This is a genomic window from Eudoraea sp. (assembly GCF_049669105.1).
Taxonomy (GTDB): domain Bacteria; phylum Bacteroidota; class Bacteroidia; order Flavobacteriales; family Flavobacteriaceae; genus Eudoraea.
Map to the genome: position 1 here is coordinate 17,495 of NZ_JBATKE010000132.1, position 12,511 is coordinate 30,005.

Below are 12,511 nucleotides of genomic sequence, written 5' to 3' on the forward strand. Positions count from 1 at the left end.
TTGTTTATGGTTTTGGGGTTAAAACTTGATTTTTATATTCTTGTAAGTTTTTATGTACTTGAATGATTTTATAGTTAGAAGATAAAATTACGAAATTCTCATTTGCAATTCGGTAATCCTTGTTTTTATTTAACAGTTGTACATAGCCTATAGCGTAGTCTTTTGATTTAAACCCATGAACCACTATAAATTCCATCTCCAGGTTATAAATATCTTTTGACACGAGGTTTCTATAATTTAAATCGATAATAGATTTCTCTAATATTTTTTTAAGTTCTAATGCCTTATCGTCATTCTGTCTTTTAAATGGAAATATAACTTTCCAATTAGCCGTTCCTTTTGAGTCAATTTCTAATGAGAATTCCTTTGGCTCCAATTTTGGTAACTGTTCGGCAATCATTTGTTGTGCCTTTTTACCTTCTGGATTGTTCGGATAATTCAGTGCAACATAATTGAGAGCTTCCTTAAAGTCTTCATATCCCTGAAGTCTGCCTATGGCATTGGCCTTTAGCATCTCAAATTTAGGTACGATAGGATCTCCGGTATACAAATTTATGTTGGCCTCGGCACCCGTTATAACAGTCAAGAAATCCTGATTTTGATATAGTTTATAAAGTTGGGCGTATTTGGCATCAGGACTGTCTTCTGAGCCTGCCAAAACTGCTTTTGGGTTTACTAAAATTTCGGCATACCGTGAATCAGGATAGCTTTGGATAATAGTTTGTTTCATATTTTCGGCAAGCGGACTGCCAGATTCCTCATATATCTTGTACAAGTTATACATAGATGGAAGTATCAGGCGTTCCTCTGGCTCTGACTTCAAAACGCTCTCCAATTTGCCTGCCGCCAAAAGGTTTTCCTTAAATTTCTCCTTATAAATAATTCCCAACTGGTAGTTCGCAAAATTTCTTTCTAATTTAAGACTATCAATAACTGCAATATCGGTGGGTATCTGATCCAAATAATATTCCACTGAATATTTCTGTTCTTCTGATATTTCTGCTTCAGCGCCAATACCCCCGTCAGCAACGAGCGGATCCCTTGCACCCTCTACAAGCTTTGTTGTGTTTTTGTTACTCCAACGCCAGTCATCCTCCAATACCCGGTCTCCCCATTTGGTATTAAAGTCGTTTTTGCCATACCCCAGGCTAGCAATATTGTAAAAGTAAAATTTCCCTTTGTTTTGTTTTCCTCCCTTTGTTTCGGCAAATGCCGCAAAACCTGCATTGGCCTGGTTTACCTTTTTTAATGCCGCTTCTTCCTCAGCCAACTTCAATTTGGCAATATGATTTTCGAAAAATGTTACTTGTTCCATTTTTGGAAGATTATAAAGTGTTATTACGCTATCCGCGTATTGAACAACATCTTCATATTTAATAACATCTTCCAGATTATCTAGCTTTTTCTTTATAGTTCTGAATTTTTTGGTATTCTCAGGTAAGTTAGCAAGAACACTATCATAATAATTTCCGGCAATTTTATAGTCATTTCCATCGAAATTGTATTCTGCAAGATTTTCATAATTAAGGGCATTCAACTGTGGTGAATTTTGTGTTGCTCTTAAAGACTTATTATAATATACAATTCCAAGGCTGTCTGACCCAACAGCCATATAATATTCAGCCTTCTGATTGTATATCTTATCCAAAAATGGTCTGTTTTCTCTATTCTCTTCAAGATCAACCAATTCTTCCAATATCTCCTCTTTATTCTCCTCGGTTAATTCAGTATTTTGAATTTGATGCAAATACGCATTAATCATGTACACCCTGGGAGATTTCCTATTTAATTCAATGATCTTGCCAAATGCATAATTTGCACTATCTCGGTATCCTAATTGGTTAAATAATTGCCCAATTATAAAATAATACCTGCCTTTCTCAGGTAGCTTTTTGGTATATGCCGAAGCTATTTTAAGTTCTTGAATGGCAGTATCCGGAGCTTTCAGGTTTATATATGCCTGCGCCATCATTGCATGAGCGTCTGCATATTCCTGATCCCTAAGTTGTTCAAACTTCAAAAGGCGCTTTAAATTTTTCAAAGCAAGTTCTTCGTTATTCAGCCTAATATTTGTTTTTTCTCTCCAAATTGTAGCTTCGTTTAACTTATCACTTTCTATATATTTCCTTAATACATAGTTAAATGCTTCAATTGCCGGTATATAACGCTGGTCAAAGTATCTGGCTTTACCCAAAAGCAGAAAGGCCTCATCTGTTTGTGGGTTACGCTCTTCATCTTTAATGTCCATACTGTGCTTTTGAATAGCCTTCGTGGCTTTTTCCTCAGCAATTATAAAATTTGGATTGTTGTTTTCAGAATCGAGCCTTATTTCATCCTTAACTTGCAGTCGCTCGACAGGTAAAACTTCCCAATAATTATCCCGATATGAAATATTGAGAGCTTCCCGCCCTTCCTCAAATGCAATATTGCCATTGTACAAGACATTGTACTTGGTATTCATCGCATGCCAATTGCGGTTTACAAAAGTGTCTTTCTTGGTAGAACAAGCGTTAAAAAGTATGCCCCCAAGAACACCAGCCAGAATAAATTTTATACGAAGCTTCAAAATTGTTGGTATTCTATGTAATCTAAACTTAAAAACACTAATATTATTATGCCTTGCGACTTGAAAAGGCACGATTAATTTGGATCCTGGTCTAAAATGTTACAACGGATTTGTATTTTATTAAAAAAGATCTCAGAAAGAAAAGAAATAAACATCATAAAAGATGTGATAGACTTAGCCTCCAAAAAATAACTCAAGTTCGTTTAAAGTTTCTGTTGAGGTCTGAATATCTTTAACAATTTCTCCCTTATTTAATACTACAATGCGTTCACAAACTTCTGTTACATGAATCAGGTCATGACTGGAAACTAATACAGTAACTTCCCTATTCTGGCCCAGTTTCTTGATAATTGCTTTGAGTCTTATTTGCGTAGTGGGATCTAAATTAGCAAAAGGCTCATCCAATATGATAACCTGGGGTTCTCCAATAAAAGTAGCTACTATCCCCACCTTTTTTTGATTCCCTTTTGACAAATCCCGTAAATACTTTTTCTGGCCCAAAATCTCCCCATGAAAGAAGTCCTCAAAGTTGGCTAAAAGTTCATTAACATCTGTTTTAGACTGGCCTCTTAACTCTCCGATGAAATAGAAATACTCCTCAGGAGTAAGGTATCCAATCAGAAATGTTTCATCTATAAATGCCGAGGTAAATGGTTTCCATGCTTCACTTTTATTGACCTGTATATCATTGTTCATTACTTTACCGGTTGTGGGTTGAATTAGGTCTAAAAGCAAACTGAAAAAAGTGGTTTTTCCTGCACCATTATTACCAACCAGGCCGAAACTTTGGCCTTTGGGTATATCCAGGCTTTCAATATTTAATACTGTCTGATCTCCATAGATTTTAGTAAGGTTTTGCGAGTAAATCATTTGAATTTATAATTTATCAGGCTTTCTGTTTATAAGCCAAAAGGGTTTTATATTTTTCTTTTTTGTATATGTTTTCAATCTTTCTGAATACCACATTTTTAAAGGCAAAACCCAATATTCCAGTAAGGGCCACAAATATGTAACCGGCCGTTGGATTAATCAGGTAATGGCCTAACCCATAAATAGCCAAGGGCATTATTAATTTTGGCAATGTCAGAAGAAGTGTTTTTGCATTAAAGGCTTGTTTATCTCCAAAGGCTTTCCTGTTAGAAGTCAAATCAATCGGAGTTTTAATATAGGCCCCACCCCATAATACAAGATAGGAATTAACCCCTATATTGTATATGGCACCAACTATAATCGCCAAATACGCATCCCAGCCAAAATAAAGATAGAAGACAGATAGGATTGTACTAATTATAGTGGCTATTATGATAAGATACCATTTGGAAGAAAGATATTCCTTGTATTGAATATTTTGACTCATCATAAGGGGATAATAAGAACTATCCCAACTTGGTACGAATTGTCCAAAACTAAAGAGGAAACCTCCGGAAACAAAGATGCCTGCAAAAATCTTCCAAACAGGGTTGTCATAAGCCTCAATACTATTGGTAAAAAATAGCAACCCGTAAAAAAGGAATATAAAACTCATTATTACAGTGGTTTTAGAACGTTTATTCCTTTTTATTAGTTTGATGTCGTTTTTAAGGAAAGTTCCTAAGTTTCCAAAACGATTTAGCCAGGTATAATCTTCAGATTTTGCAATATCGTGTTTGGTCGCCAAACCGGCATCCAGATACATATTCCTTTTAAAATAATTAAAGGCCGCAAAATACAGGCTGATTAATGCCACCCAGGAAATTAAGGAAGTCCAAGGAATATCATAAAACAAATTGAAAATAGGCGAAGTGTAAACCGTTATATCAAACCATTCATAATACTGACAAATACCCAAAATTGCCAAAATTGCGATCAAGGGATAAAAAATACTGTCCTTATTATTCATCATGATGTTGATGAAATTGTTACAATAGAATAAGGCCATGATTCCCAAATGCCAACCTATGACCCCTGCAGGGTTATATCCTTCAATAATAAGAACAATGGAAAATGGCACAAAGAAAAAAGCATGAGCCCAATTAAAAAAGGAAAAAATAGTCTTTCCAAGGGAATATGAAACCACCTGGCTTTTCTTAAAAGGTAGGTAAAGCAAAGGTTTTATGTTTAAAATAGGCATCTTTTGCAGCATATAGCGAATATAGATGTCCATTACCAGGTAATAAATGATATATTTATTCACAAACTTCAGCGGATCTCCCAACCCACTTTTTTCAATAATAAAATAGGACCCAACCCCCAGTGCCAAAAATATGGCAATGAAGTACAAGGCCCCAAAAAGCATTAAGATCTTAAATACCAGGTTTGTTTTAAAAGAAGCTGCTCTGAAAAATGATTTCCATTGCAGCTTAAAAAAGTGCTTGAACATAAAGGCAGGTAATTTTTGTTCAGAAAATTAGTAGATCAAATGTATCTTTTGTTACAAAGAGAAGCTAATTTCTCATAATTAATCCAAAGCATTCCTTAATTTTGCACAAATTTTTTTATTGATGAGTGATTTTTATTCCTTGACTATTGACAAGATATCCCGATTAACCCCAAATTCGGTTGCTATAAGTTTCATTATACCTAAAGAACTGGAAAATGAATTTTCCTTTGAGGCGGGTCAATATATAACAGTTAAGCACAACGCAGGTGGAGAGGAGATCAGGCGGGCCTATTCAATTTCCTCAAGTCCAAAGGACAAGCATATCACCATAGGGGTCAAAAAAGTACCTGAAGGGCGCTTTTCAGCATTTGCCAATTCTTCACTCAAAGAAGGAGACCAATTACTGATAATGCCTCCCGAGGGACGCTTCGTTTATAAAACTTCTAATAAACAGGAAAATATATGTGCTTTTGCTGCCGGTAGTGGAATTACGCCTATAATGAGTATTGCCAGAACTGTGTTGGAAAGTCATCCTGAAAATACATTTGTATTGGTTTATGGAAATCAAAATAAATCCGAAACGATGTTCCATCAAGAGATTTTAGAACTTCTAAATGAGTACAAAAACAGATTTACAGTTCAGTTTGTTTATAGTAGGGCCCGTGAAGAGGATTCACTGTTTGGAAGAATTGATACATCCGTTGTAAATTTCATTCTTAAAAATAAATTTAAAGAAACCAATTTCAATACATTCTACCTATGTGGTCCTGAGGCAATGATAAATGTTGCCTCCGATACATTAAAAGCAAATGGAGTCCCCGAGGATTCCATTTATTTTGAACTCTTTACAACAACCGAAAATGAAGATTCCGAAACCATTACCCATGAAGGTAAAACAATGATAGAGGTTTTATTAGATGATGAAGTATACTCGTTTAGTATGGATAAAAAATCTTCAATCTTAGATGCGGTCCTTGATGAAGATATAGATGCTCCTTATTCTTGTCAGGGAGGTGTTTGCAGCACATGTATTGCGAGAATTACCGAAGGTGAAGCTAAAATGGATAAAAACCAGATTCTTACAGATAGCGAAATTGCCGAAGGATTAATTCTTACCTGCCAGGCTCATCCGGTAACAGCTACCCTGAAGGTAGACTATGACGATGTATAATATATAATAGTTGCAGTCAATCATACTTTTTATTAAACCATAGGCTGGTCTATTGAAATGGTGCGTCGGAAATTTTCAATATTATTATTGACAACTGCAATAAAGGCACCCATTTTATTACAAATTACATTAGACAAACTAGCTTTTTAGAAACTATGTAGTTTGTAATTGTTGTTGTTTTTAATTAACTATTGAAAAGAATGGCATTTTATCCCTGGGATCAAACCACAAATCCAACTTTATCAATTATCAACTCTATTATCCTATGACTATTATAAACTAAGCAGTCTGTTCTATTCATATTAGGTTGCAGGTAATCTAAAGTAATCCTAAAGAGTAATTTAACTCCGAAAAACACTTTATTCAGGAATAGCTCCTTAAAAAAACATTGAGTAAAAAGTAAATAAATGATTGTTGGTGGTCCTGTTTTTCGTTTTTCAAGACCAATAAAAGGTCTAAATAACCTATAAAATACCGTTTGTCGATATTATTTACCGACTAAGTGGTCGGTAAAAATCAAGGCAGGTAGTGCAGTTTATCGGGAATTCAACATTTTAACGAATTTTTAAAGTCATACATCCTTTAATATTCACCTTCCTGCGGTTTCAGGGGTTCTTTGTTTATAGACTTAACGGTCTGTTTAACCCCAAAACCCAAATCTAATGGATAAGAATTTAAAACGCATGGCTACCATGCACCGGATGCAAGTTACTGGATTAGAGTTATTTTATAAGAATGGCTATTATAATACCAGTATTGATGATATCTTAAAATCCCTTTCTCTTTCTAAAGGGGCCTTTTACTATCATTTTCAATCTAAGGAGGATTTTTTCGTAAGTATTGTGCAAAACTTAGTTGTTCGTAAGGTCTATAGCATGCTTATTGAACCAATAGAAGGTAAAGAAAACCCCTTTACTGTTATTGAAAAATGTTTTGAAAATGCATTAGAAACAGCTGAACATAATGAAATGGATTATGGTTTCATCCTAAGCAACTTTATTTCAGAATTCAACGGAAGAAATACTGTCATATCTAATTATCTAATGGATATTTATAAGGTTTGGGAAGTTAATTTAATCTCAATCCTTCAAAAGGGAAAGTCCGATGGTTATGTGGATAGACATGTGGACAGTGAAGGTGTTGCAACATATTTAATTTCCTCATACATGGGTGTAAGAACATTAATGGTGCAGGGTAATTGCAGAAATTTGCGATACAAATACATGCAACAATTGAGGCAATATTTTAATTCATTAACTCAAAAGGAAGCTGTATAATAAAAAACTACTTGGCCTCAAGCAGGGTGGTAATCCGGTTAATAATGGTCTCAGGTGCTATTGTAGACATAACAGTATCATATCCCTCAGGCATAGTGTTTCCATAAATGGAAGTTGGAATTAGTGGATATATTGTTCTGTCTGATAGAAGACTGTTTTCAGGTGGCTGACGAAAAGGAGAAAAACCGGCATAAGGATGTGTAACGCCCCACAACGTTACGGTAGGTACATTAAATATTGCAGCCAGATGGCCATTCCCGCTATCCATTGACAACATAAGGTCCAAATTGGAGATTAGGGCCAATTCGTCCTCAAAAGAAAGTGCGCCAATAGTGTTTATGCAATTTTGACACGAATCGGACCATTGTTGCAGCTTTTTCTTTTCCTGGTTCCCGCCTCCAAAAAGAATAATTTTATACTTGCTGGTATTATTTAGTGCTAAAATAACTTTTTGCATAAGGTCAAAAGGGTATGTTTTTCCCGGATAAGTGGCAAAAGGGGCGATTCCTACCCACTTAAAGTTATCAGGAGCAACCAATTCAATTACTCTTTCAGGTAATGCCCGTTTTGAAAGGGCTTTTGATGTTTCAAGTTTTATTGGGAATCCAAGTTTATAAAAAACATCCGCATAGCGTTGGAAAGTCGTTTTTAAAGGCTCAAAGGTCTTATTTTTATATGCAGTCAAAGCTCTTTTTTCTCTTCTACCCTTATCTATCTGTACTACTTTTATTTTAGCTAAAACAAAAAACCCTTTTAATACAGAACTTCTAAGCACATTATGAAGATCCGCTACAGCATCTATTTCAAGTTTTTTTAATTCTTTAAATAATTTCCACAAGCCAGGAATACCTCTATGTTTACCATCAACCTGCGCTTCATAGACATGGACATTTGATAATGTAATAAACATAGGCCTAAAAAAGGCTCTTGTAAGAACTGTAATTTTTAAATCGGGGTATTGTGCAGTAAGTGCACTTAGAACTGGAACAGTCATTGCCACATCGCCCATGGCCGACAAACGAATAACTAAAAGGTGTTTATATTTATTTTTGCCCACGCAAAACCGGATTTAACTCCTCATCATTGTACATTTTCATTTGCCTGTAGGTCTTCATAAAAATATTCCCTTGTTCAATATCAGTCAGCAATTGATCAATTGCTGAAGATAAATCTCCCTTTTGCTCCAAAAGTATTTTTAATTTTTGACTACATTTTTTAAGGTGTTCGTCAGATGCATCAGTTCGCGCCACCTCTTCCTTCATATGATAGATTTTTAATGCTAAAATTGAAAGGCGATCAATGGCCCAGGCAGGACTTTCAGTATTGATTCTGGCATCAACCTTAGTTTGTACCGACTGGTATTTATTTAAAAAATAGCTATCAATATATTCGACTAAATCTGTTCTGTCCTGATTGCTAGCGTCTATTTTGCGTTTTAATTCCAATGCTTTTACAGGATCTATTTCAGGATCTCTTATAATATCCTCATAATGCCATTGAACGGTATCAATCCAATTTTTTCTATACAGGAGATGATCAATATCTGCTTCTGGATATGGGTTAGTAAATGGCTGATTAACATCATCCTTTATGTGATAATTATTAATACTTTCTTCAAATATCCTAAAGGCTAAATTACTGAACATAGTGGTTTAAATTTGATGCAAATATACCCATTATTTCAGAATCATTTCTGTCATTAATATTAGAAAAGGAGCTACTGTTGAAACCATAAGAACTATTTCCTTAAGGGTGGCTCTTTTAATTAATTCTACATATTTAGCCAGAAAAATAGCTCCCGAAAAAAAAGTAATTAATACGGGAAAGGTGTCATTTGAGGTTTTTAAGAAGGTGACTAACAAACCTATTGCAAGCGAGATAGCGATAAGACGCATAGTGATTATTTTACCCATACCCAATTTGCCCATTTTAATAAATGCCAAAGCCGCGATAATAATAGTTATTATAGCATAAATGCCTAGTTTGGTGCTATTTATCCAATAGGCTATTATGTCACCCTTGAAAGAAAATTGATAATGATTCTTCAAAAAGTCGAGATTATCAGTTATTATCAAAAAACACAAAACAATAATTCCTATAGTCAAAATGCCAGTTAGAGGAACTAACCAGTTTTTAATATTCTTGGGCTCGTAGAAATAAATAGCAATACAGACCAAAATGAGATATAAAATCGCCCAATCATAGAAAAGGCTTGCAACTAAGGTCCAGATTGTAGCATCAAATACCTTGAGTTTAATATTCTTCAAGGATTTCAGGCTAATAAGCCTTCGTATTGCCAATAAGAGAAAAAAACTGCAGAATATAGCATTATCATCCAGTAAAACTTCAGGGAAAATAATTATTAACAAAGTAAAATAAAGAATGGCATATGAATTTGTAGCAGTAATTTGATTTCGTTTTACAATAAAATCAACTATAAAAACACTAAACAATAGAATGCCAAGAACAACAAATTTAATTACAAATTGTTCCGGTTCATAGTGGTTCTGATAGAGCACAAAATGGACAAACCAATAGAATACAAACAAAAAACCAAGTATAATAATGAAGTTTATTGGTTTTGTTTTTCCAAAAATGCCTGAAATCATCCCGGGTTTTTATATTTTTGTAATGTAAATATAACCAAGATGAGAGCATTTTTTGAGGGCATAGAAGATTTATTCGTAAACGGACTTTTCTGGCCTTATGATTTTTTTCGATTTATGTCTAACTGGTGGACTTCCAATGCTGTAAACTGGATCTTTGTATTATTAGGAGCTACTGCGATGATATACTGGCTGATGCAACTTAAAAAGTTTGACGATAGCGGAGAAGAAGATAAGAGCATTACTTCCCATTCGTACTTATAAAATTTGATATTTAGCTTTCTTAATACAGCTAAATAGGAATCGTCAACCTAAAGAATTAGTTACTATAGATCAAAACCCAGATCTTTTCTGTAGTACATATTATCAAAGTGAATTTTATCAATATTTTGATAAGATTTGTTAAGTCCCTCCCTAAAATTTTTCCCAAAGGAAGTAACAGCCATAACCCGGCCGCCATTAGTCAGGATTTTTTGCTCCTTCAGTTGGGTTCCTGCATGGAAAACAATGGACTCCTCATCTACCTGGTCTATACCTTTAATTTCTATCCCTTTGTTATAAGCCTGTGGGTAACCACCGGAAACCAACATCACAGTTGTTGCTGTCCTTTCATCAATTTCCAGTTCAATTGAATTCAGTGTACCAGCGGCCACTGCAGTAAATAAGTCAACCAGATCATTTTTTATCCTTGGAATTACAACTTCGGTCTCAGGATCCCCGAGACGCACATTATACTCAATAACAAAAGGATCGTCTCCTACTTTTATTAAACCAATAAAAATAAACCCTTTATAAGGCAGTTGATCCTTATTTAAGCCTTCAATGGTTGGTTTGATAATACGCTTATGGACTTTTTCTAAGAATTCTTCGCTAACGAAAGGGACCGGTGAAATGGCTCCCATGCCCCCTGTATTCAATCCTGTATCTCCCTCTCCAATTCTTTTATAATCTTTGGCTGTAGGCAACACTTTATATCCTTGACCATCGGTCAATACAAAAACACTTAACTCAATCCCTGCCAAGAACTCCTCGATAACCACAGTGGCACTTGCGCTGCCGAATTTAGCATCGATCAGCATGGTTTTCAGTTCATCTTTGGCCTCTTGTAAATCATTCAAAATAAGAACCCCTTTGCCAGCCGCCAACCCATCTGCCTTTAAAACATAAGGCGGCTTCAATGTTTCTAGAAACGCATATCCGTCTATTAAGTTATCAGAAGTGAAACTTTGATAAGCAGCGGTTGGGATATTGTGTCTGAATAAGAATTCCTTGGCAAATTCTTTACTGCCTTCCAATGTTGCAGCGGCCTTTTGGGGTCCAATAACAGCAATATTTTTGAGTTCAGGATCATTAAGGAAAAAGTCGTGAATTCCATTCACTAACGGATCTTCAGGGCCTACAATCAGCATATCAATACTTTCCGAAAGCACTGATTTCTTTACACTTTCAAAATCATTTACACCTATTGGTATATTCTTTCCAATTTTAGCTGTACCAGCGTTACCTGGCGCAATAAAAAGTTTAGACAATTTAGGGCTTTGATTGAGTTTCCATGCAATTGCATGTTCGCGGCCTCCTGACCCAAGAATAAGGATATTCATAATTTAAAGTTTGCGCAAAAATACGTTTTGAGCAATAATAATCTATGTAATCCCGGAAAAATCCCTATGCTCTTTATCTAGCAATTCCTCTGGAGTCAACGATTTGAAATATTCATACACTTTTTTTAGGCCTTCTGATCTATCCACTTTAGGTTCCCAGTTTAAAATTTCCCTGGCCCTTGTAATATCTGGTTGTCGTTGCGTAGGGTCATCTTTAGGTAATGGTTTATAGATTACTTTTTGAGCTGTTCCTGTAAGTTTAATGATTTCCTCTGCAAATTCTTTTATGGTGGTTTCATGCGGATTCCCGATATTGATTGGATCTGTATAATCACTCATAAGTAACCTATAGATTCCCTCAACCTGATCATCTATATAGCAAAAAGAACGGGTTTGTTTGCCATCTCCAAAAACGGTAAGGTCCTCACCCCGCAGTGCCTGTCCCATAAAGGCGGGGACCACGCGACCATCGTTTAATCGCATTCTTGAACCATAGGTGTTAAATATCCTAACAATCCTGGTATCAACCCCGTGAAAGCGATGGTAGGCCATAGTGATGGATTCCATAAACCGTTTTGCTTCATCGTAAACACCTCTGGGGCCAACAGGACTAACATTGCCATAATAATCCTCATTTTGTGGATGTACCAATGGATCGCCATATACTTCAGAGGTAGAGGCAACAAGAATAGTGGCATTCTTTTCTTTGGCCAATCCCAGAAGATTAAGTGTTCCTAATGACCCTACCTTTAATGTTTCTATGGGGATTTTGAGGTAGTCTATTGGGCTGGCGGGTGAAGCAAAGTGTAAAATATAATCGAGCTTTCCTGGAATATGAACAAAGTTTGTTACATCATGATGGTAAAACACAAATTGTTCCAAAGGAAATAAATGCTCTATGTTTTTTAGGTCCCCGGTAATAAGGTTATCC

Annotated in this window: 11 protein-coding genes; 3 read left to right on the top strand and 8 right to left on the bottom strand. The window is 35.4% G+C overall.

Annotation, left to right across the window (positions count from 1 at the left end; all coding sequences use genetic code 11):
- Positions 1-4 precede the first annotated feature (4 nt).
- From WBM60_RS11080 to WBM60_RS11090, 3 genes are all read right to left on the bottom strand, one after another.
- Positions 5-2,566, bottom strand: coding sequence for a tetratricopeptide repeat protein (locus WBM60_RS11080; protein WP_424283079.1), 2,562 nt, complete (start codon positions 2,564-2,566; stop codon positions 5-7).
- Positions 2,567-2,740: 174 nt separating this feature from the next.
- Positions 2,741-3,436: an ABC transporter ATP-binding protein gene (locus WBM60_RS11085; protein ID WP_424263069.1), complete on the bottom strand. Its 696-nt coding sequence runs from the start codon at positions 3,434-3,436 to the stop codon at positions 2,741-2,743.
- A gap of 16 nt (positions 3,437-3,452) precedes the next feature.
- Positions 3,453-4,925, bottom strand: a complete 1,473-nt coding sequence (locus WBM60_RS11090; protein WP_424263067.1) for a DUF5687 family protein — start codon at positions 4,923-4,925, stop codon at positions 3,453-3,455.
- A gap of 121 nt (positions 4,926-5,046) precedes the next feature.
- Between WBM60_RS11090 and WBM60_RS11095 the strand changes: the two genes are divergently transcribed.
- Positions 5,047-6,096, top strand: coding sequence for a 2Fe-2S iron-sulfur cluster-binding protein (locus WBM60_RS11095; RefSeq protein ID WP_424283081.1), 1,050 nt, complete (start codon positions 5,047-5,049; stop codon positions 6,094-6,096).
- Between the two features lie 662 nt (positions 6,097-6,758).
- Complete coding sequence (locus WBM60_RS11100; RefSeq protein ID WP_424276799.1) at positions 6,759-7,373, top strand: TetR/AcrR family transcriptional regulator; 615 nt, start codon at positions 6,759-6,761, stop codon at positions 7,371-7,373.
- Between the two features lie 7 nt (positions 7,374-7,380).
- Here the strand turns inward: WBM60_RS11100 and WBM60_RS11105 are convergent, their stop codons facing one another.
- The 3 genes from WBM60_RS11105 to WBM60_RS11115 are packed head-to-tail and all read right to left on the bottom strand — an operon-like array spanning position 7,381 to position 9,982.
- Positions 7,381-8,430: a glycosyltransferase family 9 protein gene (locus WBM60_RS11105; RefSeq protein WP_424276800.1), complete on the bottom strand. Its 1,050-nt coding sequence runs from the start codon at positions 8,428-8,430 to the stop codon at positions 7,381-7,383.
- Positions 8,417-9,019, bottom strand: a complete 603-nt coding sequence (locus WBM60_RS11110; RefSeq protein ID WP_424283082.1) for a DUF4254 domain-containing protein — start codon at positions 9,017-9,019, stop codon at positions 8,417-8,419. The genes WBM60_RS11105 and WBM60_RS11110 overlap by 14 nt, the downstream gene beginning before the upstream one ends.
- A 30-nt stretch (positions 9,020-9,049) precedes the next feature.
- Positions 9,050-9,982, bottom strand: a complete 933-nt coding sequence (locus WBM60_RS11115; protein ID WP_424283083.1) for a hypothetical protein — start codon at positions 9,980-9,982, stop codon at positions 9,050-9,052.
- Between the two features lie 39 nt (positions 9,983-10,021).
- Here WBM60_RS11115 and WBM60_RS11120 point away from each other — a divergent pair, with 39 nt between their 5' ends.
- Positions 10,022-10,243 (top strand): DUF6341 family protein, encoded by a 222-nt coding sequence (locus WBM60_RS11120; protein ID WP_299159632.1) that lies wholly within the window; start codon positions 10,022-10,024, stop codon positions 10,241-10,243.
- A gap of 62 nt (positions 10,244-10,305) precedes the next feature.
- On the opposite strand, the gene purD is transcribed toward WBM60_RS11120, so the two are convergent.
- The gene (gene purD / locus WBM60_RS11125) at positions 10,306-11,580 is read right to left on the bottom strand and encodes a phosphoribosylamine--glycine ligase (RefSeq protein WP_424277509.1); all 1,275 of its coding nucleotides are present in this window, start codon (positions 11,578-11,580) and stop codon (positions 10,306-10,308) included.
- A gap of 42 nt (positions 11,581-11,622) precedes the next feature.
- A partial coding sequence (locus WBM60_RS11130; protein WP_424283084.1) for a GDP-mannose 4,6-dehydratase occupies positions 11,623-12,511 on the bottom strand: 889 nt, incomplete at its 5' end.

Excerpts from the sequence above, each read along its gene's own strand:
- WBM60_RS11095 (WP_424283081.1), top strand. The coding sequence starts at position 5,047 with ATGAGTGATTTTTATTCCTTGACTATTGACAAGATATCCCGATTAACC.
- WBM60_RS11110 (WP_424283082.1), bottom strand. The coding sequence starts at position 9,019 with ATGTTCAGTAATTTAGCCTTTAGGATATTTGAAGAAAGTATTAATAAT.
- WBM60_RS11090 (WP_424263067.1), bottom strand. The coding sequence starts at position 4,925 with ATGTTCAAGCACTTTTTTAAGCTGCAATGGAAATCATTTTTCAGAGCA.
- purD (WP_424277509.1), bottom strand. The coding sequence starts at position 11,580 with ATGAATATCCTTATTCTTGGGTCAGGAGGCCGCGAACATGCAATTGCA.
- WBM60_RS11100 (WP_424276799.1), top strand. The coding sequence starts at position 6,759 with ATGGATAAGAATTTAAAACGCATGGCTACCATGCACCGGATGCAAGTT.
- WBM60_RS11115 (WP_424283083.1), bottom strand. The coding sequence starts at position 9,982 with ATGATTTCAGGCATTTTTGGAAAAACAAAACCAATAAACTTCATTATT.
- WBM60_RS11085 (WP_424263069.1), bottom strand. The coding sequence starts at position 3,436 with ATGATTTACTCGCAAAACCTTACTAAAATCTATGGAGATCAGACAGTA.
- WBM60_RS11120 (WP_299159632.1), top strand. The coding sequence starts at position 10,022 with ATGAGAGCATTTTTTGAGGGCATAGAAGATTTATTCGTAAACGGACTT.